The organism is Sandarakinorhabdus oryzae (assembly GCF_009733735.1).
Taxonomy (GTDB): Bacteria; Pseudomonadota; Alphaproteobacteria; order Sphingomonadales; family Sphingomonadaceae; genus Sandarakinorhabdus; species Sandarakinorhabdus oryzae.
Map to the genome: position 1 here is coordinate 1 of NZ_WNJP01000026.1, position 25,710 is coordinate 25,710.

Sequence of the window (25,710 nt, forward strand, 5' to 3'; positions counted from 1 at the left end):
CGAGGCCCCATCGCCGCCGGCCGCGGCGCCGGTCGCCACAACGGCGCCCGAACCGCCGGCGCGGGCCACAATCCCCGCCAGCCTGGCCCCGTTTGGCGATGGCTATCCGCTCACCGGCAATCCCTGCCGCCTGCTTGGCGAGACTGCGCTGACCCGCAATTTCCTCGACGATAGCGCCGACCTGGTCGGCTGTACGGACAAGGCCGCTGCCCTGGCCCTGGGCGGCCGCATCGTCGCCACCATCGACGGGGTGAGCCTGGTGTCCATCCCCACCCACGCGTCGCGAAAGCCCTGACAATCGGCCCAGGCGATTGAGGCGGCGCGGCGCTTCTGGCATCATCCCGGCCGGGGGAGGACAGGCATGACTCGGGGATCAGTCCACTTGGCCGCTGCAGCATTGCTGGCCGCAATTGTCGTGCCAGCGCCCGTGGCACAGGCACCTCGCTATTCGCCAGCGCTGCTGGCGGCGCTCGACCCCACCGCCCAGGCCGAAGCCCTTTGTGCCCGGCGGCCAGGCGGCACCGGCCTGATGCAGGCGCTGCTCGCGGCCGCTGCGGTGGCGGCACCGGCCAGTGAAGCCAGCGACGTGCCGATTCTGTCTGATCTGGCTGGTGCCCGCCTGTCGCTGGCGCCCGACAATGCGGCGGCGCGGCCGTGGTTCACGCAGGGGCTGATGCTCTCCTATGGCTTCAACCACGCCGGCGCCGTGGCCTCGTTCCGCAAGGCACAGCAGCTCGATCCGGGCTGCGCGCTGTGCTGGTGGGGCGAGGCGATGGCGCTGGGGCCCAACATCAACGCGCCGATGGACGGACGCGACCGGCCGGCAGCGCTGGCCGCGCTCGATCGCGCACTGGCGCTGAAGGACAGCGCCAGCCCCAGGGACCAGGCGCTGATCACGGCGCTCGCCACCCGCTATTCGCGCGACGAGACCGCCGATCGGGCCGCACTTGATGTCGCCTTTGCCGAAGCCATGCTGGCCGTCGCCGCCCGCTATCCGGATGACGACGAGATCGCCGTGCTGGCGGCTGAAGCGGTGATGGACACGTCCCCATGGAATTACTGGCTGCCCGATGGCAAGCCGATTGGCCGCAGCGCCGAGGCGGTGCGACTGCTGGAGGCGGTGCTGGCGCGCAATCCCGGCCATATCCAGGCCGCGCATCTCTATATCCACATGATGGAATCGCCCGATCCGGCGCGCGCCGAAGCCGCGGCCGATCGCCTGGCCACCGCCAACGCCCGCAGTGCTGCCCATCTGGTGCACATGCCGGCGCACATATGGCACCGACGCGGGCGCTACCAGGATTCGATCCGGGTCAACATCGCGGCGGCCCGGGCCGATGAAGCCTGGATCGCCGCCACCGGCGATCACGGCGCGGTGCGCTATGCCTATTATCCCCACAATATCCATTTCATCGTCACCTCCGCGATGATGGCCGGCGACATGGCGACCGCGATGCGGGAGGCACAGCGGCTGGGCAGCCTGCTTGATCCGGAAATGTCGGCCAGCCTGGGCACGGCGCAGGCGGTGGACGCTGCGCCGTTCCAGGCCATGGCCATGATCGCGCCGCCCGACACCATCCTGGCCATGAAGGCGCCCGATGCGCGGCTGCCGCTGGCGGTTGCCATGTATCATTTTGCCCGTGCCGTCGCCTTTGTCGGCAAGGCCGATCGCGCCGGATTCGAGGCCGAATTGCAGGCCATGGCGGCCCTGAAGGATCATCCAGGGGCAAAGCTGCTGATCGACCAGTCGGTGCCGCTGCCTGACCTGATCCGCATTGCCGACAATGTGGCGCGCGGGCGCTGGGCCATGGCGGCCAGGCTCTATGTCGTGGCGGCCGCCCATTTCCGCGCTGCGGCCCGCATCGAGGCGACCATCCCCTACATGGAGCCGAGCTATTGGCATTACCCGGTCAACCAGTCGCTGGGCGCGGCGCGGTTGCTGGCCGGCGACGCCGCCGGCGCTTCGGAGGCGTTCCGCGCCGCGCTGGCGCAGACACCGGGCAATGGCTGGGCGCTGTTTGGCCTGGCGCAGAGCGAGACGGCGCAAGGCCACAAGCCGGAAGCGGCAGCGGCCGAAATGGCGTTCAAGCGGGCCTGGGCCGGCGATCCCAAGTGGCTGAAGCTGGAACGGCTATAGCATCGGAAACAGGCTGAAATTGCCAAGAAGACGTGGCGATTTTCAAGCCTCGTGCTGGCCATGAAAAAAGTTCAACCTTGACTATTGCGACCAAAGCGCCCACATCGGCATGGCTATCGTCGCATGCGGCGGAAATTGACGCTGCTACCAATCGGCTCTGCTTCCTTTCTCACGCTACCAGCTCCAGCCGCGCTTTTGCGGAGGGATTTCTCGTTTTCGTGAAAGGAAACAGATATGATTACCGGAACCGTCAAGTTTTTCAATAATGACAAGGGCTATGGCTTCATCTCGCCGGAAGGCGGCGGTGACGATGCCTTCGTGCACATCAGCGCCGTTGAGCGTGCCGGCATGGCCACCCTGAACAAGGAACAGCGCGTCAGCTACGAACTGGAAACCGATCGCCGCGGCAAGACCTCGGCTGTCAATCTCCAGTCGGCCTGATCCGATTATCCGGGCGGGCAGGGGCCTTCGTGGTCCCGGCCCGCCCGGCGATGCACATCGGCGCGGCGGTCGTTCGCGTTTCGGCGGGAAAACACCCGCGCCGATTGTTGCCCTCTTTCCTCGACAGAAGCCGCCCGGCGCCGCTTGCGCCCGGCCGCGTTTCCCCGAAAGGCCAGACCATGCGCGGCACCGTCGAGTTCTTCCAGACCCAGATCGATCACTTCACCGGCATGGCCGCCGGCAGCGTGCTGCCCAACCAGCGCGACATGTTCCTGCGCGCCCAAGCCGCCTGGCAGGCCCTGGCCGACAAGGAAGTGCTGGCCCAGGCCGAGCGCGCCAAGCGCGACCCCAGCCGCCAGCCGGCCTGACCGTCAAAACCCTGCGCTAGTGGCGCGGCGGCGGCGCCTGATTGGGCGGCGCCACCTGCTGGGCGTTCGGCTCATATTTGGTCACTGCGTCCGCCTTGGGCGGCGGCACCGGCAGCTTCTCTTGTGCCAGGAACCAGCGTTCGAACTGCGTCTGCACCGCCGCGATCGGGCCCAGTTCCGCCTCCACCGCCTTCAGCACGGCGCCGGCCGGATCGTCATCATCGCCCGGCTGCAACGCCTGCACGCGGGCATAGACCGGCTTCAGTCTGCCCTGGCCCTGCAACCACAGCGCGAAATAGCGCGCGGTGGCAAATTGCGCCGTCACCGCTTCGGTTGACGGCGGCGGCCCATCATATTCCATCTGGTTGCCGGGCGTGTCGCTCACATACCAGGGCGCGCTGATCATCGCCTGCAGCGTCGGCCGCTTGCTCCACAGCCGCGCCAGCACCGGCCCGCGCCAGTTGCGCAGCCCCACCACCCGGTCGCCCTCCACCTGGCTGACCTCGTAAAGCCCGGCAATGCCTTCATCCAGCCACTGCGGCACGTCGCCAAAGCCCGAGCGCACGACAAGGTGGAACAGTTCGTGGAACAGGGTGCCGATCTGCGTGCCGGGGATCAGCGCGACGGCTGACTGGTCATCCTGAAACGTGTAGCCGATGGTCGCCGGGCTGACGTCGAGATTGTGCAGTTTGCGTGCCGCCTCGCGCAGCTGCCACTGATCGGGCACCAGCCACAGCGTGACGAAATTGCCCGGCAGCACCGCCCCATATTCGCGTTCCAGGAAGGCCAGATAGGTTTCCAGCCGCGCCGCCATCGCCGTCAGCTGCGCATCGCTCTGGCCCGATGTGGTGACAAAGGCAAAGCGGCCCTTGATCGCCACCTGTGCCCGTTCCGGCGCGATGCGCAGCAGTTCGGCGCGCAGCCGCTCGCCCTCACCAACCGGCGCCACCCGGCGTGCCAGCGCTTCGGGATCGATCGGCCCCAGGCTGCGCGCGGCATAGGCCGCCACCGGCTCATTGCCATTGGCCAAATAATACATCTTGCCGCGTGCCATGGCGCCGGCGGTGACGGCGAGCGCCGTGCGGGCCGGCGCGCCCGACAATTCCGGCATGGCCGCGGTGCCGAGGCACAGCAGGCGCTCGCGGCCAACAAGGTCGCGGCTCGCCGGGTTGAGCTGGTAGCGATAGAGGATGGAGGCCAGCACCCGGGCGCCCCAGGCGCGCTGCTCGGCGATGCGGCAGCCGCTGGTGCCGAGCATGTAATCCACCTCGGCGGTGCGCCCGAAGCCAGCGCGGCGATAATCGAGCAGGGTGGAGCGTGCCGGCGGATAGGACCGCGCCAGCCACTCGGCCTTGCCCTGGTCATAGCGCGGATCGCCGGCGGCGGCCGGCATGGCGGCCAGCAGCGCGATGCCGATAAGCGCGGCCAGCCTAACCGGCGCCGGGAATGGTCTTGCCATCGCTACCTCCCTGATTTCCGCCCGAGTCCGGCCCGAACAACTCGGTCTGTTCGGCATCGCTGCCCGGCAACGGCATTGGCGGCGGCATCCCTGCGCCGGCCGCCGGGTTGGCGCCGCCCACATAGACGGCGACATCGCTGGTGCTGAAATTGAACGGCGACAGCAGCGCCACCACCATCAACAGCGTGCCGAGCACCGCCATGACGATGCCGGGCGAACTGGTCGAAAGACTGGCCTTGATGCCCTGGCCTTCGCCGCCCAGCTCGGTACGATCTTCCGACAGGCGCGACAGGATGAACATCGCGCCGACCAGCGCCATGATCATGCCGGTGACAAAACCGATCTGCCGGGTCCAGGCGCGCAGCAGCAGCGTGGCGTTGACCTGGCCATAGCGCTGGCGGACAGTTTCGGCCTCCAGCGTGGCCAGCGCCTTCCAGCGCACCAGTTCGGCGGCCTCGCTGGCCGGGAGCCTGGCAATCGGCGCATCCATCTGGGCCAGCGCCTTTTCCAGGCGGGCATCCGGCGTGTACTGCACCGACGCCGAGAAGCGCTCCATCTGCACGAAGCTGGCGATCAGGAAGAAGGCCCCCATCGCCGCGATGCCGCCAAACACCCACGGCAGCAGCCGTGTCTGCCACCGCCACAACTGGCGCTGTTCCCGCCCGGATGTCCGTTCGCCGTCCTCGTTTGCCACGCTGTCCACCCCCGTGTTGTGTCGAAAGATACCACCGCCGGGCCCGGCCCGCGACCAGTTTCGCGCCCCGGCGATTTTTGCTGCTTTCAGCCCGGCGCGTCTCGGCCTAGCCTTGGCGCGACAGGGGGGCAGCATGCACATTGGTTTCACGGCGATCGCGGCATTCGGCCTGTTGGCCAGCGCCGCCAGCGCTTCCACGCTGATCACCGGCGCCAGCGTGCACGACGGATCGGGCGCACCGCCGCGCGCCGTCGCGGTGCGCATCGACAAGGATCGCATCATCGCCGTCGGCGCCCTGAAGCCGCGCCGCCACGAGACGGTGATCCGTGCCGATGGCCTGGTGCTGGCGCCCGGCTTCATCGACAGCCACAGCCACCACGACCGCAGCGATTATGCCGATCGCAGCATGACGCCGCTGCTGGCCCAGGGTGTCACCACCATCGTCGTTGGCCAGGATGGCGACGGCGACGCGCCCTTTGCCGCCCTGCATGCCAGCTTTGCCGCCCGCCCCGCCGCCATCAACGTGGCGGCCTACACCGGCCACGGCTGGCTGCGGGACAAGGTGATGGGCGTGGATTTCAAGCGCACTGCGACGCCGCAGGAGGTGCAGGCCATGCAGGCGCTGCTCGCCGCCGACCTGAAGGCTGGCTCGCTCGGCCTGTCCACCGGGCTCGAATATGATCCCGGCATCTATTCGTCCCACGACGAGGTGCTGGCACTGGCCCGCACCGCCAAGGCCGGCGGCGGCACCTACATGAGCCATATCCGCAGCGAAGATGTCGGCTTCGATGCTGCCATCGACGAGATCCTCGATATCGGCGCGCAGACCGGCATCCCGGTGCAGATCTCCCACCTCAAGATCGGCATCGTCGATCGCTGGGGCGAAGCGAAGCAGGTGCTGGCCAAGCTCGACGCCGCCCGCGCCCGTGGCATCAACGTCACCGCCGATGTCTACCCATATGAATATTGGCAATCGACGCTGACGGTGCTGTTCCCCAAGCGCGATTTCACCGATCTCGCCGCCAGCCGCTTCGCGCTCACCCATCTCACCACGCCGGCGGGCATGCTGATCGGATACTACGCGCCGGAACCCGCCTATGTGGGCAAGACCATCGCCGATATCGCCGCCTTGCGCGGTGAGGAGCCGGCGGTCACCTATCTCTGGCTGATCAACAAGGCCCAGGCCTGGAAGGCCGCCCACCCCGAGGCGACACGGGTGGAATCGGTGATCGGCACCGCCATGGCGCCGGCCGACATTGCCGATTTCCTGGCCTGGCCGCACAGCAACCTGTGTTCGGATGGCGGCATCGGCGGGCTGCACCCGCGCGGCTATGGCGCCTTCGGCCGCCTGGTGCGCGTGTATGTGCGCGAGACTGGCCGGCTCACCCTGGCCGAGGCGATCCACAAGATGAGCGGGCTTTCGGCCGCGCATCTCGGCCTCAAGTCCCGCGGCCTCATCCGGCCGGGCATGGCGGCCGATCTGGTGCTGTTCGATCCCGACCGCTTTGCCGACACCGCCAGCGTCCAGTCGCCCAACGCACTGGCCGTCGGCATGAAGACGGTGATCGTCGGCGGCGTGCCGGTCTGGCAGGATGGCAAGCCGACCGGGACGTATCCCGGCCATTTCCTGAAGCGCGGGCAGGACTGATGCAGCGCCGCCAGTTCCTGGCCGGGGCCGCCGCGCTCGCCGCCAGCCGCGCCGCTGCGGCGCCGGTGCTCGATGCCCGCAATTTCGGGCTGACACCGGCGAAAGCCGCGCGCAGCAACGGCTGGATCGAGGTGGACGCCGCCGCCTTTGCCGCCAATATCGACACGGTGCGGAGCCTGATCGGCACGGCCCGGCTGTGCGCGGTGATGAAGGCCGACGCCTATGGCAACGGCATTGCGCTTCTGATCCCCACCATCATCGCCAAGGGCGTGACCGAGGTCGCCATCACCTCCAACGACGAGGCGCGCGTTGCCCGCCAACTGGGCTACCGCGGCCGTCTGCTGCGCATCCGCACGGCCACGCAGGAGGAGATGGCAGACGGGCTGAAGTGGCGGATCGAGGAGTTGATCGGCAACCCGGCCGCCGCTGCCGGCCTCGCTGCCCTGTGGAAGCGCCACGGCGGCCACCAGCCGTTGCCCGTCCATCTCGCGCTCAACGCCGGCGGCATGTCGCGCAACGGCGTCGAACTGGCCAGCGACGCTGGCAAGGCCGCGGCCCGCGCCCTGCTGGCGCTGCCCGGCCTCCGCATCCGCGGTGCCATGACCCATTATCCCAGCGAGGAGGCCGCGGACATCCTGGCCCAGCTGCACCGGTTCGAAGCGGATGTGGCCTGGCTGCAAGCGGCCGGGCTGACCAGGGACCTCATCCGCCACACAGCCAACAGCTTCGCCACGCTGCAACACCCTGAAACCCGGCTCGACATGGTTCGCGTCGGCGGGCTGCTCTACGGCGATCCCGGCTCGGTGAAGACTGATCGCTTCCTGCCGACCATGACGATCAAGTCGAAGGTGGCGGCCATCAACGCCTATCCCGCCGGCCAGACGGTGAATTATGACCGCATCTGGCGGCTGGAGCGCGACAGCCTGCTGGCCAATGTGCCGCTCGGCTATAGCGACGGCATCCGCCGCAGCCTCAGCCGTGCGAACCGGCCGGAGTTCCCGGTGGAGAGCCGCACCCGCACCGAAGTGCTGATCGGCGGCCGCCGCTTCCCCGTGGTGGGCCGGGTGACGATGAACACGCTGATGGTGGACGTCACCGACGCGAAGGACAGCGTGCGTCTGGGCGACGAGGTCGTGCTGTTCGGCGCCCAGGGCAGCGAGCGCGTCACCCAGGCCGAACTGGAGGCCAACAGCAGCGCTTACGGCCCCGAATTGCTCGCCGTGCTGGGCAACAGCCTGCCCAAGGTGCTGAAGCCGGCCTAGGTTGGCGGTTCGAGCAGCGCAGCCAGCGCCGCCAGTTTCTGTTCGGCCGCGGCCTGTACCGCGACGTCGAGCGCCACCCAGGCATCAAGCACCGCCAGCCCCAGCGGCGTCACCGAGGCGCCGCCGCCAGCCGGCCCGCCAGCGCGGGTGTCGATCAGCGGGGAAGGCGCCAGCGCGTTCAATTCGGCCACCAGCTTGACGCTGCGCGCGTGGCTCATCCGCAGCACCCGCGCCGCGCCCGACACCGAACCTTCGGCGATCACGGCGCGCATCAGGGCAATCTTGCCCGGCCCCAGCGCGCCACCGGGCAGCAGCAGCCGGAACCACAGGCCGGTGCGGGGCGGGAGAGAGGTAGCGCTCATACCCGAAACCATGGGGCGGCTGGCATCGCTGTCAATTGCGCTGTATGCCATGAAATACAACGGAGTCGGAGCAGGGCGTGCGGCACGAAATCGGAATGGCGTTGCTGTTGGCATGTTTGATGCCGGCCGGCGCGCAGGCCAGCGATGCGGCCGAGGCGGATGCCAGCGCCGGTGCAGCGGCCCGCGTTCCCGAGATATTGGTCACCGCGCGGCGGCGGATCGAAAATCTGCAGGCCGTGCCGGCGGCGCTGTCGGTGGTCGATGCCGATCTTCTCGCCCGCAGTTACACCGTCAACACCGGCCAGCTCAGCCTGTTGGTGCCGGCGCTCAATTACAGCTCGGCCAACCCGCGCAACACCGCCGTCACCATCCGCGGGCTGGGCAGCAGCGTGGTGGCCGTCAGCCAGGCCAACGACGGTCTGGAACCCGGCGTCGGCTTCTATGTCGATCAGGTCTATCATGCCCGCCCGGCCACGGCCGCGTTCGATTTCGTCGATATCGACCGCATCGAGGTGCTGCGTGGGCCGCAGGGCACATTATTTGGCAAGAACACCACCGCTGGTGCCATCCACATCCTCACCCGCGCGCCCAGTTTTGACTGGCAGGCCCAGGGCGAATTTTCGGTGGGCCAGCGCGGCTTCGTCCAGGCCCGGGCGGCGCTGTCGGGGCCGCTGGTGGCCGATCGGCTGGCGTTTCGCCTGTCGGGCCTTGCCACCCGGCGCGACGGCGTGCTGCACAATGTCACCACCGGCACCGATCAGAACAACCTCAACAACCAGGCGGTGCGCGCGCAGCTGCTGTGGCAGCCCGGCCCGGCGCTCAGCCTGCGGCTGACCGGCGACTGGAGCAATTTCAACAGCGAATGCTGCACTCAGGTTTACCTCCGCACCGGCACTTCGCTGCGGCCGGCGGCGCGGCAATTTCCGGCGCTGGCTGCCCGCTTCGGCTATGCCCCGCCCAGCCGCAATGCCTATGACCGCCTGACCGATATCGATGCGGCGCTGGCGGTGGACACCAACGAAGGCGGCGTGTCGCTGGTCGCCGACTGGAACCTGGGGTACGCCACGCTCACCTCGGTCAGCGCCTGGCGCTTCTGGAACTGGGATGCCGCCAACGATCGCGATTACACCGGGCTCAGGATCCAGCTGGTGCAGCGGATTCCGTCGCGGCAGGATCAGATCAGCCAGGAAGTGCGCCTTGCCTCCAACGGCGACGGCCCGCTCGGTTATGTTGTCGGGCTCTATGTGTTCCGGCAGGTGATCAAGGGCCGGCCGATTTCCATCTATGGCCCCGACGCGGCGGGCTGGCTGATCGGGCCGACCACGGGTGCGGCCGCCGCGCCGGTGCCGGCCGATCTGCTCGATGGTTATGGCCAGGATGGCCGCACGCGCTTTGCCGCCAGCAGCTATGCCAGTTTCGCCGAGGTCAACTGGCGCCCGCTTGACCGGCTCACCCTCACCGGCGGCCTGCGCTACACGATCGAGCACAAGACCGGCGATTACAGCATCAGCGTCGCTGGCGGCCCGCCGGTCACCAGCCCGGCCCTGCTCAACGCCCGCCTGTCGATCCTGCGGCCCCAATCCTATGCCGCCCGCGATGACAGCGGCGATCTGTCGGGCCGGGCCAATATCGCCTGGCGCTTTGCCGATCATGCCTTTGCCTACGTCAGCCTTGCCCGGGGCTTCAAATCCGGCGGCATCAACATGTCGGGCTTGCCGCTGGATGCCAACAACCAGCCGGTGCTGGCGACCGCTGTCGTGGCGCCGGAACGCAACACGACCTGGGAAGCCGGGCTGAAATCCGATCTGATTGACCAGCGGTTGCGGATCAATGTCGCCGTCTATGCCACCCAGGTGCGCAATTTCCAGGCGACCCTGGTCGATTCCACCCAGACGGTGGCGCTGCGCGGCTATCTGTCCAACATTCCGCGCGTCACGGTGAAGGGTGTGGAACTTGATGCCATTGCCGCCCCTGTGAGCGGGCTGCAGCTGCGGGCGTCGGTCGCTTTTACCGATGGCCGCTATGCCGATTATCCCAAGGGGCCGTGCCCGCTGGAGCTGCAGGGCAGCACCACCACCGCCTGCGACCTCACCGGCGGCCGCCTCTCGGGCCTGCCGCGCTGGTCCACCACCATCGGGCTCGATTATGCGCATGCCGTTGGCGGGGCGGGGGAGGCCTTCGTCCACGCCGATTCCAGCTGGCGCAGCAGCTATTATGGTGACCCCACCCTGTCGCGCTTCACCCTCATCGAAGGCTACAACCTCACCAACGCCAGCATCGGTTTTCGCAGCCGCAAGGGCTGGCAGATGGCGGTCTTCGCGCGCAACCTGTTCAACAGCAACTATATCCAGAACGTGACGACCCAGGCCGGCAACAGCGGCCTGATCCTCGGCACCCCCAGCGATCCGCGCATCATCGGAGTCACGTTGGGCTTCACCCTCTGACGCGACTCAACTCAGCCCCTCGATGCGGCCCTGGCCATCAAGGTGAATGCCAATGGCCGAGGGCTGGCGCGGCAGTCCGGGCATGGTGGCGATGTCGCCGGCCAGGGCGACGATGAAGCCGGCGCCGGCAGCGAGGCGCAGTTCGCGCACCGGCAGATCATGGCCAAAGACGGCGCCGCGCACCTTTTCATCGGCGGTGAAGCTGTAGGGCGTCTTCGCGATGCACACTGGCAGGTTGGCCAGGCCCTCGTGGCGCAACGCGGCCAGTTGTTTCTGGGCGGTGGGCGACAGGGTAACATGCGCGGCGCGGTGGATGCGGGTGGCAACGGTGGTGAGCGCATCGAACACGTCGGCGCCGGTGGCATAGAGCGGCGTGAAGCGGGCGTGCGGATCGGCATTGGCGTCGGCCAGCGCGGCGACACTGCGCGCGAGGTCTTCCGCGCCGGCCGGGCCGTCGGCCCAGTGGCGGCACAGATGCGCGGCCACGCCCAACGTGTCGCGGCAGTGGCTGAGCACCTGGGCCTGTTCATCGGCGCGGTCGGTGTTGAAGGCGTTGATGGCGACGGCGACTGGTAGGCCGAGGCTCTGCAGATTCTCGACATGGCGGGCCAGCACCTCCAGCCCGCGATGCAGCGCGGCCGGGTCGGCGGTGCCCAGATCGGCCAGCGCCATGCCGCCGTGATATTTCAGTGCGCGCACGGTGGCGACAACCACGGCGACGGCAGGGGCGAGGCCGGCGGAGCGGCACTTGATGTGAGCGAATTTCTCGGCGCCGAGGTCAGCCCCGAAGCCGGCTTCGGTGACGGCGAACTCGCCCAGCGCCAGCGCGGCGCGGGTGGCGATGACGCTGTTGCAGCCATGGGCGATGTTGGCGAACGGCCCGCCGTGGATGAGGGCAGGGGAGCCGTGGATGGTCTGCACCAGATTGGGCTGCATCGCCTCGACCAGCAGCGCCGCCATGGCGCCAGCCGCGCCCACATCGCCAGCGGTGACGGGGTTGCCCGCCAGGTCCTTGCCGATGCGGATGCGGGCGAGGCGGACCTGCAGGTCGGAAACGTCGTCGGCCAGGCACAGGATGGCCATCACTTCGGAGGCAACCGTGATGTCGAATCCAGTTTCGCGCAGCGGGTGGTTGCCGGGGCCCATGCCGGACACGATCTGGCGCAGGGCGCGGTCGTTCATGTCCAGCACGCGCTTCCAGGTGACCGTGCGCGGGTTGATGGCGGCGCCCGATGGCATCGGTGTCGAAAAATGCACCGCATTGTCGATCATGGCGGCGAGCAGATTGTGCGCCGATGTGATGGCGTGGAAATCACCGGTGAAGTGGAGGTTGATCTTCTCCATCGGCACCACCTGGGCCTGGCCGCCGCCGGTGGCGCCGCCCTTGCGGCCGAACACCGGGCCCAGGCTGGGCTCGCGCAGCGCGATCACGGCGCGGCGGCCAATGCGGTTGAGCGCGTCGGCCAGGCCGATGGTGGTGGTGGTCTTGCCTTCGCCGGCCGGGGTGGGATTCACCGCGGTCACCAGCACGAGCTTTCCGGCCACCCGTTGGCCACCCCGGGCCACAGATGTGGCACGCCCGGCCAGCGCTTTGGCCGATATTTTCGCGATATGATGGCCGTAAGGCTCGAGATCGGCGTCGCCCAGGCCCAGCCGCTCCGCAATCTCCCGGATGGGGCGCAATGTCGCTGCGCGTGCGATTTCAATGTCCGACGCCATGATTCCCCGCCATAAGGCCCGCAATTGGTCCCGCGCGCCTACACGTCCAGCGCCACTGCGGGAAGGAGCTAGTTGGTCGCCCCATGCTTGACCCAATGTTCGACGATGTTTCCGCCCTGGCACTGGCCCGTTTCCAGTTCGCCTTCACGGTCTCGTTCCACTTCATCTTCCCGGCCTTCTCGATCGGGCTTGCCAGCTATCTCGCTGTTCTGGAAGGGCTTTGGCTCAAGACTGGGCGCGATGTCTATCTGCAGCTGTTCCGGTACTGGCTGAAAATCTTCGCCATCGCCTTTGGCATGGGCGTCGTGTCGGGCATCGTCATGGCCTATCAGTTCGGCGCCAACTGGGCGGCCTTTTCTGACAAGGCGGGACCGGTGATCGGCCCGCTGATGGCCTATGAGGTGCTGTCGGCCTTCTTCCTCGAATCCGGCTTCCTCGGCGTCATGCTGTTCGGGCTCGATCGGGTCGGCAAGAAACTCCACTTCATGGCCACCTGCCTCGTCGCCATTGGCACCACCATCTCGGCTTTCTGGATCATCGTGGTCAACAGCTGGATGCAGACGCCGCAGGGCTATGCTATTGCGCCCAATGGGCAATTTTACGCGACAGACTGGATGCAGGTGGTGTTCAACCCGTCCATGCCCTATCGGCTGGCGCACACCTTGCTGGGCGCGTATCTGACCACCGCACTGGTGGTGGGCGCGGTGGGGGCCTTCCATCTGCTGAAGGACCGCAAGCTGGGCCGTGCCGCCCAGCCGGCGACACGCATCATGTTCGCCATGGCGATGGGGATGGTGGCGGTCACCGCGCCGCTGCAGATCCTCGCCGGGCATGAGCATGGCGTGAACACGCTGCAACACCAGCCGGCCAAGATCGCTGCCATCGAGGGCCATTATGAAAGCCACGACCGGGCTGCGCCCTTGATATTGTTTGGTATTCCGGATGATGCGGCGCAGGTGATGCATTATAAGGTGCAGATCCCGGCGATCGGTAGCCTGGTGCTGCAGCATAACATCAATGCTGCCACCATGGGGCTGGACAAGGTGGCGCCCGAAAATCGCGCCAAGGTGGCGTTTCCCTTCTATGCCTTCCGCGTGATGGTCGGGCTGGGCATGTTGATGCTGCTACTTGGCGGCTGGGCGGCGTGGAACGCGGTGCGCGGCCGGCTGTTCGACAGCGCGTGGCAGCAGCGGCTGGCGCTGGCGATGGGGCCGGCCGGCTTTGTCGCGGTTCTGGCCGGCTGGATCACTACGGAAACCGGCCGGCAGCCCTTCACCGTGTTCGGCGTGCTGCGCACTGCGGAAAGCGCCTCGCCGTTGGCAGCCCCCGCTGTGGCGGCCTCACTGATCGCCTTCATCCTGGTCTATTTCTTCGTGTTCGGCGTTGGCACCTGGTTCATCATCAAGTTAATGGGCACGGAGCCCAACCCGGACGACAAGGGCCCTGGCAAGGAGCAGACGGTGGACGTGGGCAGCCTGCCGCCCGATGCCCCCTATGGCTTCCAGATGGCGGAGTGAAACGGTGCCGCCCGATCCTTTTCTGACCCTGGTGTGGGCCGGCATCATCGGCCTGGCCATCTTCATCTATGTGATCACCGACGGCTTTGACCTTGGCATCGGCATATTGTTTCCCGTCATGGCGCCGGGGGCAGAGCGCGAGACCGCGATCGCCACGATCAAGCCGGTTTGGGACGCCAATCAGACCTGGCTTGTGCTGGGCGGCGGCGGCGTGTTTGCCGCCTTCCCGCTGGCCTATGCCATATTGATGCCAGCGGTCTATGCGCCGCTGATTGCCATGCTGCTCGGCCTGATCTTCCGCGGCGTGGCCTTCAAATATCGGGCCCGCACCAGCCGTATCTGGTTGTGGGATTTCGCCTTTTTTGCCGGCTCGACGTTGGCTGCCTTTGCGCAGGGGGTGATCCTGGGCGCTGTGCTGCAGGGCGTGAAGGTTGCAGGGCGCAGCTATGCCGGCGGCTGGTGGGACTGGCTGTCGCCTTTCTCTCTGCTCACCGGCGCGTCTGTGGTGGCAGCCTATGCCCTGCTGGGGGCCTGCTGGCTGATCTGGCGAACAGAGGGCGCGGTGCAGGATCATGCCTATCGCATGGCGTGGCGCGGCGGTGCGGCCAGCATTGCCGCCATCGCCGCCGTCAGCCTGGCCACGCCCTTCCTCAACCATGATTATTTCAGCCGCTGGTTCGAGCCGCCCGGCCTTTATTTTTCTGCCCCCGTGCCGGTGCTGGTGGCGGTCACCGGCCTGCTGTTCATCCGCGCGCTGCGGCGCCGGGCGGAAGTGGCGCCGTTCGTGCTGGCTGAATTGCTGTTTCTGCTCACCTTCATCGGGCTGGGCATCTCGATCTTCCCTTGGGCCGTGCCGGGGCAGGTGACGATCTGGCAGGCCGCCACTGCCGCCAATGCGCAGCGCTTCATGCTGGTCGGCGTGGGTCTGCTGCTGCCGGTGATCCTGGCTTACACCGCCTATGGCTATTGGTTGTTCCGCGGCAAGGTCGGGGCCGAAGGCTATGCCTGATAGCGAAGCACCGCTGCCGCGCCGTCTGGCCTGGTTCGTGGGCCTGTGGGTCGCCGGCGTTGCCGTGGTCGGGTTGGTGGCAATGCTGCTCAGGACATGGCTGCTGGGCTAAACGGCCGCCATATCGGCCAAAATCCGAGCAAATCGTTTCCAATTGGTTACGATTTGCCTTGTGTCTGGCCTGACCTGACGTAGATTAACCACGAGCCGCCAGGGCGAATCGCGCTTGGCTGGGTGGGGCAAGTGACTGGCCGATCAGGGGTGATCAGCCTGCAACGAGAGCAACAACGGCGGCCTTTTGGGTCGCACGCGCCCGGGAGGGACACATGGTTGCAGGTTCCACCGCCATCTCCGTCATCGTCGGGATTTTCATTTTCCTGTGCGTTTTCAATTTCCTGCCGGCTTGCGTGGCTTACGTGAACCGCCACCCTGATCGCCATCTGCTGGCGGCCCTGAACGTCATCTCCCTGTTTTCCTTTGCCTTGTGGATTGCATTGATGGCCTGGGCCGCTTCGGGCAACAGCAGCCATCCGATGATCCAACGCTTCGTCGGGTCGCCGCAGCGCCGCCGCCGGCTGATCGCGTCGGTCTCCGCGCTGGTATTGGCTGGATTTGCCACCACGGCCCTTTCGCTCAACCTCGCCTGAGCGTCGCACCTGCGCGGTTCGTGCGCTTCACCCTGCCATTGCTGCCTTGCACTCCGGCATCTGCCTGCTATAGGCGGGCGCTCGCTTCCCGGGTGCGGGCGTGGCGGAACTGGTAGACGCGCCGGATTTAGGTTCCGGTGTCGAAAGACGTGGGGGTTCGAGTCCCTTCGCCCGCACCAGTCTCCGCTTCATGCCCGGCGCCCGTTTCTTGAATTGCAACTTACAGACGGGTTCTTTCGATGCAGATTGCCGAAATCACCAACCAGGGCCTGCGCCGCGCTTATTCGCTGGTGATCCCCGCCGATGCCATCGCCGCGCGCCTCGAAGCCCGCTTGGCCGAAGTGTCGAAGACGATCAAGATGCCCGGCTTCCGCCCCGGCAAGGTGCCGGCCAATCTCGTCAAGAAGATGCATGGCCCGGCCCTGCGCGGCGAAGCGCTGCAGGCGGCCCTGAACGACGGGGTGAACCAGGTGATTGCCGATCACGGCCTGCGCCCGGCAACGCAGCCGCAGGTTGATGTGGATGGCGAACTGGCCGACGAAGGCGATGCCCGTTTCACTGTCTCCCTTGAGATCCTGCCGACCATCGAGGATGTGAAGGCCGACGAGCTGGCGCTGGAAAAGCTGGTGGTGCCGGCTGACGAGGCCGCCATGGACGCCGCGCTCGCCCGCCTCGCCGAATCGGCCCAGCGCACCGAACCGGCCCCGGCCAAGCACAAGGCCAAGACCGGCGACACGGTGGTGATCGATTTCGAAGGCAAGATCGATGGCGTGCCGTTCGATGGCGGCAAGGGTGAGGGCATGCGGGTCAAGATCGGCTCGGGCCAGCTCATCCCGGGCTTCGAAGACCAGTTGATTGGCGCCAAGGCCAATGAACAGCGCACCCTGAAGGTGAATTTCCCGGCCGATTACGGCGCCGCTAACCTTGCCGGCAAGCCGGCCGAGTTCGACGTGACGGTGACGGCGGTGGAAGTGCCGGCTGAAACCAAGCTGGACGATGACTTCGCCAAGGGCTTTGGCCTCGACAGCCTGGATGCGCTGAAGGAAATCCTGAAGGATCAGCTCGATGCCGAGCTGGGGACGCTGTCGCGCACCTATCTCAAGCGCAAGCTGCTCGACACGCTGGCTGCCCGTCATGATTTCGATGTGCCGGAATCGATGGTTGAAGCCGAATTCGAGCAGATCTGGCAGACGTTGGAAGCCGAAGCCGCCCGCGAAGCCGATCCGGATGCTGCCCGCGCCCAGATCGAGGCCGAGCGTGAGGATTATCGCCGTATTGCTGTGCGCCGCGTCCGCCTGGGCCTGCTGCTGTCGGAAATCGGCCAGCGCAACGGCATCAACGTCACCCAGGCTGAAATGAACCGCCTGATCGGCCAGGAGGCCGCGCGCTATGCCCCGGCCGAACAGCAGAAGGTGGTGAAATTCTTCCAGGAAAACGCCATGGCCGCCATGCAGCTGCGCGCGCCGCTGTATGAAGACAAGGTGGTGGACTTCCTGATCGGCAAGGCTGAAATCACCGAACGCGCCGTCACCCGCGCCGAGCTGGAAGCCGCGATCGAGAGCGAAGACGAAACCCCCGGCGGCCACGTCCATGGTCCGGGCTGTGGCCATGATCACCATGATCACGACCATGCCCCCGCCAAGCCCAAGAAGGCCGCGGCCAAGAAGGCAAAAGCCGTGGAGGAACCTGCGGTTGAAGCCGAACCGGTGAAGAAGGCCCCGGCCAAGAAGGCAGCGGCCAAGAAGGCCGAAGCCGAACCGGCTGCGGAGGCTGTCCCGGCAAAGGCGGCGCCGAAGAAGGCCAAAAAGGCGTAAAGCCGGGCCCCGCGGGGCCGTTTTCTCCACCACGGCGTGATGGCCATTGCCATAGCGCCGCGTGGAAGGATGCGGCCCCATGCACGTGCCTGGTCCCGGAGGGCTGCGCCTGATCCTGGCGCTGGTGGTGCTGATCTCGCACCTGTCGGCGCTCAACATCGGCCGCCCGGCGGTGGTGCTTTTCTTTATATCGTCAGGCTATTGGGTGTCGCGGCGCTGGCTTGCCAACGGCGAGGGCCCGGGCCGGTTCGTGGTGCTGCGCCTGCTGCGCATCTGGCCGTTGTTCGCCTTGGTGGGCGCTCTCACCTGGGCGGCCAGGGACTGGCTTGGCATGCCCCAGTCTCCTGATCCGCTGGGTGGCCTGTTGTTGCTGGGCAGCGCCAGCCGTGGCGACATGCTGACCGGGGTGGCCTGGTCGCTCGATCTCGAACTGCAGTTCTACCTGTGCCTGCCGTTGCTCTGGCTGGCGGCGCAGCGCTTGCCGGGCTGGCAGCTCTGGCTGCTTGGCGGCCTGGCCTGGGGCCTGGGCATGTGGCTGATGGCCCACGGCGCCTGGACATTCCTGCTCTATCTGCCGGCATTTGTGGCCGGCATGTGGCTGGCTGGTGGCCCGCCGCTGACCGAGCGTGACGGGCCGCTGGCCGGGCATGCCGCCGCGCTGGCCGGGGCTGGCGGTTTTGTGCTTGTCGCTGGCCTCTTCGCGCTGTTGCCCGTCACCCGCCCCCTGTTGGTCAAGGGGCCCGGCCTGTCCCTCCTGGTCGAACAGCTCGCCCACCTCGGCTGGGCGCTCCTGCTGCTGCCAGTGGTCGCGCGGGTGCTGGTCCGACCATCCGGCCGGCTCGACCGGCAATTGGGCGATGCCGCCTACGCGCTCTATCTCGTGCACTCGCCGGTGATCACGTGCCTCGGCGCCGCCCTGGCGCTGGAGGGCTTCGCGCTCAAGCTGGCCACGCTGCCGGCGGTCGTGCTGGCCACGATGCTGCTGCATGTCTGGGTGGACAGACCGCTCGAATCCGCCCGCCGGCGCGCGGCATTCCGCTTCCCCGCCTTTGCCCCCTTGAACTTGGGCGCCAAACGTCCGAACTAGGAGAGCAAAGGAGTCTGCCATGATCAATCCGACCGCCGGTCTCGTTCCCATCGTCATCGAAAGCTCGAACCGCGGGGAGCGCAGCTTCGACATTTATTCGCGGCTGCTGCGCGATCGCATCGTGTTCGTGAACGGCCCGGTGGAAGACAATATGGCCTCGCTGATCGTGGCCCAATTGCTCTTCCTGGAATCGGAAAACCCGAAAAAAGACATCTACATGTACATCAACTCGCCGGGCGGGGTGATCACGTCGGGCATGGCGATCTATGACACCATGCAATATATTCGCCCCAAGGTGGGCACGGTGTGCGTCGGCCAGGCCGCCTCCATGGGCAGTTTCCTGCTGGCTGCAGGCGAGCCGGGCATGCGCATCGCGTTGAAGAATGCCCGCATCATGGTGCATCAGCCTTCGGGCGGGGCACAAGGCCAGGCCACCGATATCGAGATCCAGGCCCGCGAAATCCTGCGCGTGCGCTCGATCCTCAACAATCTTTATGTCAAGCACACTGGCAAGGACATCGACACCATCGAGCGCGCCATGGAACGCGACAAGTTCATGAGCGCCGAGGAAGCCCAGGAATTCGGTCTGATCGACGCCGTGATGGAAAAGCGCCCGGTGCCGACCGAAGGTGACGCCATCGCGGCCTGAGACTGTCGGGCGGGCAGGCCCTCCACTCCAAATCGGCGGCCATCGCGGTCGCCGATCCATTGCGCTGGTTCAAACCTGCCCTTGCGGTGGGTGCCGAATTGTCGCTACACTGTTGAGCCGGTGGCATGCCGGCGCGTATCTTGCCGGCCCTCTCAGACGTGGATTGGGGCGGGCCGGTGTGAGGAAGGCCAGCCCGACAAAGGCGGGCCGAAGGAAGGAAAACCATGACGAAGCTGGGCGGCAGCGACAGCAAAGGCACGCTTTACTGCAGCTTCTGTGGCAAGAGCCAGCACGAGGTGAGGAAACTCATCGCCGGGCCAACCGTGTTCATCTGCGATGAATGCGTGGAGCTGTGCAACGACATCATCCGCGAGGAAACCAAGACGGCGCTGGTCAAGAAGTCCGGCGACGTGCCCACCCCGCGCGAAATCTGCAAGGTGCTGGATGATTATGTGATCGGTCAGTTCCACGCCAAGCGCGTGCTGTCGGTCGCCGTCCACAACCACTACAAGCGGCTGAACCACGGCGGCAAGGGTGCCGAAGTGGAACTGGCCAAGTCCAACATCCTGCTCGTCGGCCCCACCGGCTGCGGCAAGACGCTGCTGGCGCAGACGCTGGCGCGCATCCTGGATGTGCCCTTCACCATGGCCGACGCCACCACGCTGACCGAAGCCGGTTACGTGGGCGAGGATGTGGAAAACATCATCCTGAAACTGCTGCAGGCCAGCGATTACAATGTGGAACGCGCCCAGCGCGGCATCGTCTACATCGATGAAATCGACAAGATCAGCCGCAAGTCCGACAACCCCTCCATCACGCGTGATGTTTCGGGCGAAGGCGTGCAGCAGGCGCTGCTGAAGATCATGGAAGGCACCACCGCCTCCGTGCCGCCGCAAGGTGGCCGCAAGCATCCGCAGCAGGAATTCCTTCAGGTCGATACGACCAACATCCTGTTCATCTGCGGCGGCGCGTTCAGCGGCCTCGATCGCATCATCGGCGATCGCATGCAGGGTCGCGGCATGGGCTTTGGTGCCCACGTCGCCGCGCCGGACGAACGCCGCGTGGGCGAGCTGCTGCGCAAGTGCGAGCCGGAAGATCTGCTGCGCTTCGGCCTGATCCCGGAATTCATCGGCCGCCTGCCGGTGATCGCGACGCTGGAGGACCTCGACGAACCGGCGCTGATCAAGATCCTGACCGAGCCGAAGAACGCCCTGGTCAAGCAGTACGCCCGCCTGTTCGAGATGGAAGGCGTGAAGCTGACCTTTACCACCGACGCCCTGTCGGCGGTCGCCAAGCGCGCCATCGAACGCAAGACCGGCGCCCGCGGCCTGCGTTCGATCATGGAAGGCATATTGCTCGACACCATGTTCGATCTGCCGGGCCTGGAAGGCGTGGAAGAAGTGCAGGTGGACAAGGACGTCGTCGCCGGCACCAAACAGCCGACGCGCCTGATGGTGGCCGACAAGGCGGCGTGACACGCGCTTCCTGACGATTTGAGGCGCAGCGCTGGCAACGGCGCTGCGCCTTTTTTGTGGGGAAGGAGGAACGGGACTGTGCGCGTGGCCTCCATCCGCGGCCGGATGACCATCCAGTCAGTCCGAAGCTGGAATTGGTCGTGAATGCCGGTCAAATTGTCACCATAGTGCAACAATTTGGACAGTCTGCTTCTACATTCGACCTTTTCTTGAAAGATTCAGCAGCAAACGGCAAGGATTGCTCGTCATTATACTGCTCGACAGGTGCAAATGCTGCCGATAATCTTGGGCAATGCGCATTTCATCTTTCACTGTTGCGGCCGAGCTCGGGTTGCTGGTGCTGGCCGGCTGTAGTGGTGGCGGCGGTGGCGGCTCGGGTGGTGGGCCGGGGTCGGGCAATCGGCCGCCGGTGTTCAGTTCGCCGACGTCGGCGAGCGTGGTGGAGAACAGCAGCCAGGCCTATCAAGCGGTGGCCGCAGACCCTGACGGCACGGCACTGACCTTCTCGCTGGTGGGCGGCGCGGATGCGGCGCGGTTCACCGTGGATGCCGCGGGCCAGCTGCAGTTCGTGACCCCGCCCGATTTCGATCTGCCCGGCGATGCCGATGGCGACAATGTCTACAATGTGCAAATCCGCGTGAGCGATGGCCAGGCCAATGTCGATCAGACGATTGCCATCACGGTGACCAACAGCCGCGAGGGCATCGCGGTGCGGCGGGTGGCGACCGGGTTCAACCAGCCGGTGTTTGTTGCCGCCATTCCGGGCGACAGCCGGGTCTATGTGCTCGAGAAGACGGGCACGGTTTATCTCTTGGATCCGGCCACCGGCACGCGCCAGCGCGCGTTCACCGTGGGCAATATCGCGACCGATGGGGAGCGCGGGCTGCTCGGCATGGCGCTGGTGCGGCGCTATGGCGGCAGTGACATCGCGGCACTGGTGGTGGCGACGGCGCCCGATGGGGCGGTTGAAGTGCGGGATTATCCGCTGCCCCAGCCGGATGCCATCGGAACCTATAACCTGATCATCCGCACGCCGCATGGCGATTTCAGCAATCACAACGGCGGCTGGATCGGTGTTGGCCCGGATGGCAATATCTATGTGGCGATCGGTGATGGCGGCGGCAGTGGTGATCCCGGCAACAACGCGCAGAATGTGAACAGCCGGCTCGGCAAGATCATCCGCATCGCGCCCAATCCCGATCCCTATGCCGGCGCCGGCGTGCTGTTCTGGATCCCGGCGCCAGGCAATCCCTTTGCCGGCGGTGGTGGCGATCCCTGGGTGTTTGCCACCGGCCTGCGCAACCCGTTCCGCGCCTCCTTTTTTGGCGACCGGCTGTTCATCGGCGATGTGGGCCAAGATGCCCGCGAAGAGATCGACACGGTGCTGACCAGCCAGCCTGGCCGCAATTTCGGCTGGCGCTTCCTGGAAGGCACGGCGCCCTATGCCGGCACTGCGCCGGCCGGGCTGACGCCGCCAGTGGCGGAATATGGCCATGGCACCGGGCCGCGGCAGGGCAACAGCGTGGTGGGCGGCTATGTCTATCGCGGCCCCGTGACCAGTTTGCGCGATCGTTATGTGTTCGGTGATTTTGTGCGCGGCCATATCTGGAGCGTGCCGCGCACCCAGCTGGTGGATGGCCAGACGCTGGCTGCGGCCCGCTTCGAGCGCCGCAACGAGGATTTCGCGCCGGATGTGGGCACGATCAACCAGCTCGTCAGCTTCGGCGAAGACGATGCGGGGAATCTGTTCCTCGTCGATTTCGATGGGGACATCTTCATGGTGGTGCCGGGCTGAGGCGGCCTCGACTTCGGAATGGATGCTGGCTTGGGCCAGCATGACGGCAGCCGCTTGATGCGGGCCGCCTGAAGACGGACGGGGGGCAGGGACGAGTCCCTGCCCGAAGGAGGCCCCTTGCTTGCTTCGACGCTTGCCACCCCTCACCCCGGGCCGCCTGCGGCGTCTCTCCCCCAATTCCTCAGGGGGGAGGGAGATCACGCCACCACTTCGCGGCAGTGGGGGCACTTGTGGCGGGGGGCCATGAGCAGGCCCTTGATCATCAGGCGCTTCCCGCAGGCCGGGCATTTGATCAGGCTGATGATGGCGATGTTGATGACAAAGGCCAGCGGCGGCAGGACGAGGCCGACGAGGCGCAGCGGCTGTGGCCAAGGCAGCAGCCAGAACAGCACGGGCAGGCCGATGGCTTGGGCCATCTGGTTCCACTGGACGCGATAGAGGCCCTTCAGCGGCAGGTCGGCAGTCGGCTTCTGGTTCATCAGTAGCGCCAGCTCGTCAGGTCGGCCCCCTTGGGTGCGGCGGCCTGGATGCGTTTCAACATCTTGTCCACATACATGGTGTGATAGCGCAGGCGGCTGATGTGGTTGGGCTGGTTGGGGTCGCCATTCCAGCAATGTTCGGCGCGGTCGCCATAGGCGATTTCGCCGGTGAAGGGCGGATTGGCCTTCTTCAGGAAATCCTCGGCTAGGTAGACGGCGTTGTTGAGGTAATAATTGTCCATGTCGCCGGCGTAGAGGAATATCTTGTCCTTCACCTTGGGCCCGAGCGTCTTCCAGTCGCGCTGCATGATGTGGACGAGATCATAATTCTCCCGCCAATAGGCGGCGACCTTGGGATCGATGACGCCGGTGCGCTTGTCGAAGATGCGCTGCGGGTAGCCGTCGGGGCCTTGCGGGGAATAGACCGCTTCCCAGATGTCGTATTGCTGGCCGGAGCGGCTGTGATCGCCCAGCACCAGTTCGAGGCGCTGTTCCTGGTCCACCGTGTAGGCAACGTGGCCGAGATAATCGCGGTGGGCGGGCCGGGGGATGCGGGTGAAGGGTCCTTCCTTCCAGAAGGCGTTCTTGTCGGCATAGAGGTTGATGCCGGTATATTCTCGGAAATCAACGGGATCGGGGCAGGCGGCGAAGGCGCCGTTGAAATCATCCGGGTAGAAGAGCTGGACGGCCAGCGCCTCCCAGCCGCCGGTGGAGCCGCCATAGGTGAAGCGCGCCCAGCCTTGGCCGAGGCCGCGGAACTTCGCCTCCAGCGCCGGCACGAACTCCTTCATGATGGCATCGCCATAGGGGCCGAGGTTGGCCGAGTTCACGGCATAGCTGTCGTCGTAATAGGGATTGGAGTGATCAATCTCGACGATGAGGAAGCGCGGGAAATTGTCCGACGTCCAGCGCTTGTAGAGGTCGAAGGCCTCCTGCGCCTGGATGCGGTTGTAGCAGGGCTCGTTGAAGCGGGGTTCCGGCTTGCACGGCTCGGTGAGATCGGGCGGGGTGGTGGAGAAACCACCGAAATCGGACGGGAAATGGCCGTGGTTGATGACCAGCGGGAAGCGGGCCTCGGGGTGCTTGTCGAAATCGCGCGGCACCAGCACGTGGCCGGTGATGAACACGTCGGTGCCCCAGAATCTGCTCAGCCGTTCGGAGCGAAACTTGAAGTGGCGGATGAACTCGCTGTCCTTCGGCTGTTCGACCGGCGGAATCACCTTGGTGAGCGGGATGGTGACCAGTTCCTTTGATGCCGGGTTGAAGCGGATTTTCACGGGTTCCGAGATGATGTTGCCCGGTTCTTCGCGCCAGTTCTGCCCGGCGCCGCGTGCGGCTGGCAGCTTCACCGTGTGGCCGGTCGCAAGGTGATAGGTGGTGTATTTGTGGAAGACGGCCTGGACCATGTATTCGCCGGCCGGCACCTGGGCGACATCGTCGATTGGAAAGCCGAGGACGCCGCTGGCGACGGTGGCGCTGCCGCCGGGCTTGAGGCCATCGACGTTGACGCCGAACACCTGCGGCGCATCGGCGCCGAGCCTGACCTGGAAGCGCGGTTCCTTCGATGCGTCGGGCGTGATGATCAGGATGATGCGACCATCGTTGACCGGATCGACTCCAGTCGCTGGCAGGGTGACGCGGAATCCGGTGGCGGCGGCGGGCATGGCCAGCGCCGTGCTGATCAGTGCCGCGGTCAAAATGCGCCCCATGACCCTGTTTCTCATGCCCGTTTCTCCCTGTTGTGGGCATGTAAGCATGCTTGCCCCTTGACCGCAACGCAGGGTGATACTTGCAGATAACATGCCAATAACCATCAATATCGTATAAGTTGCCTTAGTTATGAATGAAGTAGTGAAATTGTACTGACTTGCCTGTGAGGTTGAATCGGTTATTGTTCGGCCCGCATCCATTTGGGGTGGGAGCGGGGACCATGGAACAATTTTTCTCTTCTGATCTGATTCTGGTTGGTTTCTCCCTGGTTCTGGGTGGCCTTGTCGGCATGTTCTGGGAACGTGCCCGGCATGACCGCCAAGGCAATTCTTCCAGCGGTGATCGCAGCGGGTCCGACAAGTCCTGATTGGTGAGTATTCCAGTAATACTCGTTAACAGAAAAATAGTTAACGCGCCGAAATGGGCCTTTACAGGCAGTAAATTTGAGCATATCCAACCCATCTACGGAGTGTTAACGAGTAGGGTGTGATTATGATGTTCGAAGGTATCGCTCAGGCTCTCGGCCACCTGCTGGCTTCCGATGGTGCCCTGATGGTTCTCTCGATGCTGTTTGGCGTGTTCGTCGGCATGCTGTGGTCGGGTCGTTCCTTCCCCCGCCGCCTGCCGCGCGCCATGGTCCGCAACACAGCCCTGCGTCGTTGACACGGTTCGGGCGGTCGGGGTGGTCAAGCCCCGCCGCCACGGATAACGTGGCGCCATGCGCGCCCTGAGGTTTATCCCGCTGTGTTTCTTTTGGGCGTCGCCAGTGATGGCGGCGCCCGCTTTGTGTGCGCATCTGCCGGAAAAGGGCAATGTCGCCGCGCCGGCGCCGCCCGAAGTGGTGGCTGCCCGCCCGCGCGCCGATCGCGGCCTGATCTGCCCGCCGGGCTTCCGGCTCGATACGGCACAGCGCATCCCGGCCTGCACCCGGCCCGGCCGCAGCTTGGTGGAAGGTGATCCCCGCGCCGCCTGCCGCGCCAGCCTGGCGCTGGGG

Annotated in this window: 24 protein-coding genes, 1 tRNA gene and 1 pseudogene; 20 read left to right on the plus strand and 6 right to left on the minus strand. The window is 66.0% G+C overall.

All coding sequences use genetic code 11. The features are described 5' to 3' along the window. From GJ693_RS16765 to GJ693_RS04510, 4 genes and pseudogenes are all read left to right on the plus strand, one after another. Nucleotides 1-295: pseudogene (locus tag GJ693_RS16765) on the plus strand (hypothetical protein); the annotation flags it as partial. A 66-nt stretch (nt 296-361) separates the two neighbouring features. Next, entirely contained in the window at nt 362-2,137 is a 1,776-nt protein-coding gene (locus tag GJ693_RS04500; RefSeq protein WP_156255138.1) for a hypothetical protein, read from the plus strand. A 234-nt stretch (nt 2,138-2,371) separates the two neighbouring features. Then, nucleotides 2,372-2,578, plus strand: a complete 207-nt coding sequence (locus tag GJ693_RS04505; RefSeq protein ID WP_156255139.1) for a cold-shock protein — start codon at nt 2,372-2,374, stop codon at nt 2,576-2,578. 179 nt (nt 2,579-2,757) lie between these two features. Further along, entirely contained in the window at nt 2,758-2,946 is a 189-nt protein-coding gene (locus tag GJ693_RS04510; RefSeq protein WP_156255140.1) for a hypothetical protein, read from the plus strand. 16 nt (nt 2,947-2,962) lie between these two features. Here GJ693_RS04510 and GJ693_RS04515 read toward each other — a convergent pair whose 3' ends face one another. Both GJ693_RS04515 and GJ693_RS04520 read right to left on the minus strand, forming a co-directional pair. After that, complete coding sequence (locus tag GJ693_RS04515) at nt 2,963-4,405, minus strand: hypothetical protein (RefSeq protein ID WP_156255141.1); 1,443 nt, start codon at nt 4,403-4,405, stop codon at nt 2,963-2,965. Beyond that, nucleotides 4,377-5,099, minus strand: a complete 723-nt coding sequence (locus tag GJ693_RS04520; RefSeq protein WP_156255142.1) for a hypothetical protein — start codon at nt 5,097-5,099, stop codon at nt 4,377-4,379. Before GJ693_RS04520 ends, GJ693_RS04515 begins: the two co-directional genes overlap by 29 nt. A 133-nt stretch (nt 5,100-5,232) precedes the next feature. Between GJ693_RS04520 and GJ693_RS04525 the strand changes: the two genes are divergently transcribed. Together GJ693_RS04525 and alr are read left to right on the plus strand one after the other, a co-directional pair. Further along, on the plus strand, nt 5,233-6,747 hold the full coding sequence (locus tag GJ693_RS04525) for an N-acyl-D-amino-acid deacylase family protein (RefSeq protein WP_156255143.1): 1,515 nt from the start codon (nt 5,233-5,235) through the stop codon (nt 6,745-6,747). Beyond that, on the plus strand, nt 6,747-8,009 hold the full coding sequence (gene alr / locus GJ693_RS04530) for an alanine racemase (RefSeq protein WP_156255144.1): 1,263 nt from the start codon (nt 6,747-6,749) through the stop codon (nt 8,007-8,009). Before GJ693_RS04525 ends, alr begins: the two co-directional genes overlap by 1 nt. On the opposite strand, the gene GJ693_RS04535 is transcribed toward alr, so the two are convergent. Then, nucleotides 8,006-8,371, minus strand: a complete 366-nt coding sequence (locus tag GJ693_RS04535) for a winged helix-turn-helix domain-containing protein (RefSeq protein ID WP_197041959.1) — start codon at nt 8,369-8,371, stop codon at nt 8,006-8,008. The two genes, alr and GJ693_RS04535, sit on opposite strands and share 4 nt — an antisense overlap. 119 nt (nt 8,372-8,490) lie before the next feature. On the opposite strand from GJ693_RS04535, the gene GJ693_RS04540 reads away from it, so the two are divergent. Continuing rightward, nucleotides 8,491-10,815: a TonB-dependent receptor gene (locus tag GJ693_RS04540; protein ID WP_235902635.1), complete on the plus strand. Its 2,325-nt coding sequence runs from the start codon at nt 8,491-8,493 to the stop codon at nt 10,813-10,815. A 6-nt stretch (nt 10,816-10,821) separates the two neighbouring features. Here GJ693_RS04540 and GJ693_RS04545 read toward each other — a convergent pair whose 3' ends face one another. Next, nucleotides 10,822-12,534, minus strand: coding sequence for a formate--tetrahydrofolate ligase (locus GJ693_RS04545; RefSeq protein WP_156255146.1), 1,713 nt, complete (start codon nt 12,532-12,534; stop codon nt 10,822-10,824). A 95-nt stretch (nt 12,535-12,629) separates the two neighbouring features. Here GJ693_RS04545 and GJ693_RS04550 point away from each other — a divergent pair, with 95 nt between their 5' ends. From GJ693_RS04550 to GJ693_RS04590, 10 genes are all read left to right on the plus strand, one after another. Then, nucleotides 12,630-14,051 (plus strand): cytochrome ubiquinol oxidase subunit I, encoded by a 1,422-nt coding sequence (locus GJ693_RS04550; RefSeq protein ID WP_156255159.1) that lies wholly within the window; start codon nt 12,630-12,632, stop codon nt 14,049-14,051. After that, nucleotides 14,029-15,060 carry a cytochrome d ubiquinol oxidase subunit II gene (cydB, locus tag GJ693_RS04555; RefSeq protein ID WP_156255147.1) on the plus strand — a complete coding sequence of 344 codons (1,032 nt, stop codon included), beginning with the start codon at nt 14,029-14,031 and terminating at the stop codon, nt 15,058-15,060. The genes GJ693_RS04550 and cydB overlap by 23 nt, the downstream gene beginning before the upstream one ends. Then, on the plus strand, nt 15,053-15,172 hold the full coding sequence (locus GJ693_RS16770; RefSeq protein ID WP_197041960.1) for a DUF2474 domain-containing protein: 120 nt from the start codon (nt 15,053-15,055) through the stop codon (nt 15,170-15,172). The genes cydB and GJ693_RS16770 overlap by 8 nt, the downstream gene beginning before the upstream one ends. A 214-nt stretch (nt 15,173-15,386) precedes the next feature. Continuing rightward, on the plus strand, nt 15,387-15,707 hold the full coding sequence (locus GJ693_RS04560; RefSeq protein ID WP_156255148.1) for a superinfection immunity protein: 321 nt from the start codon (nt 15,387-15,389) through the stop codon (nt 15,705-15,707). Between the two features lie 94 nt (nt 15,708-15,801). Continuing rightward, nucleotides 15,802-15,886 (plus strand) — tRNA-Leu (locus GJ693_RS04565). Nucleotides 15,887-15,946: 60 nt separating this feature from the next. Continuing rightward, nucleotides 15,947-17,521 carry a trigger factor gene (gene tig, locus GJ693_RS04570; RefSeq protein WP_156255149.1) on the plus strand — a complete coding sequence of 525 codons (1,575 nt, stop codon included), beginning with the start codon at nt 15,947-15,949 and terminating at the stop codon, nt 17,519-17,521. Nucleotides 17,522-17,606: 85 nt separating this feature from the next. After that, nucleotides 17,607-18,608 (plus strand): acyltransferase family protein, encoded by a 1,002-nt coding sequence (locus GJ693_RS04575; RefSeq protein WP_197041961.1) that lies wholly within the window; start codon nt 17,607-17,609, stop codon nt 18,606-18,608. 19 nt (nt 18,609-18,627) lie between these two features. Then, nucleotides 18,628-19,257 (plus strand): ATP-dependent Clp endopeptidase proteolytic subunit ClpP, encoded by a 630-nt coding sequence (clpP, locus tag GJ693_RS04580; RefSeq protein ID WP_156255151.1) that lies wholly within the window; start codon nt 18,628-18,630, stop codon nt 19,255-19,257. A gap of 224 nt (nt 19,258-19,481) precedes the next feature. Then, nucleotides 19,482-20,732 carry an ATP-dependent Clp protease ATP-binding subunit ClpX gene (clpX, locus tag GJ693_RS04585; protein ID WP_156255152.1) on the plus strand — a complete coding sequence of 417 codons (1,251 nt, stop codon included), beginning with the start codon at nt 19,482-19,484 and terminating at the stop codon, nt 20,730-20,732. 292 nt (nt 20,733-21,024) lie between these two features. Next, a complete protein-coding gene (locus GJ693_RS04590) occupies nt 21,025-22,527 on the plus strand; it encodes a PQQ-dependent sugar dehydrogenase (RefSeq protein ID WP_156255153.1) in 1,503 nt (500 codons plus the stop codon). A 197-nt stretch (nt 22,528-22,724) separates the two neighbouring features. Here the strand turns inward: GJ693_RS04590 and GJ693_RS04595 are convergent, their stop codons facing one another. Further along, nucleotides 22,725-23,006: a hypothetical protein gene (locus GJ693_RS04595; RefSeq protein WP_156255154.1), complete on the minus strand. Its 282-nt coding sequence runs from the start codon at nt 23,004-23,006 to the stop codon at nt 22,725-22,727. Beyond that, complete coding sequence (locus tag GJ693_RS04600) at nt 23,006-24,730, minus strand: alpha/beta hydrolase-fold protein (RefSeq protein ID WP_197041962.1); 1,725 nt, start codon at nt 24,728-24,730, stop codon at nt 23,006-23,008. The genes GJ693_RS04595 and GJ693_RS04600 overlap by 1 nt, the downstream gene beginning before the upstream one ends. Before the next feature lie 206 nt (nt 24,731-24,936). Between GJ693_RS04600 and GJ693_RS04605 the strand changes: the two genes are divergently transcribed. From GJ693_RS04605 to GJ693_RS04615, 3 genes are all read left to right on the plus strand, one after another. Further along, nucleotides 24,937-25,083, plus strand: coding sequence for a hypothetical protein (locus GJ693_RS04605; RefSeq protein WP_156255155.1), 147 nt, complete (start codon nt 24,937-24,939; stop codon nt 25,081-25,083). A 125-nt stretch (nt 25,084-25,208) separates the two neighbouring features. Beyond that, entirely contained in the window at nt 25,209-25,379 is a 171-nt protein-coding gene (locus GJ693_RS04610) for a hypothetical protein (protein ID WP_156255156.1), read from the plus strand. Between the two features lie 106 nt (nt 25,380-25,485). Then, nucleotides 25,486-25,710, plus strand: a 225-nt coding sequence (locus GJ693_RS04615; protein ID WP_156255157.1) for a hypothetical protein, incomplete at its 3' end; no start/stop codon positions are given.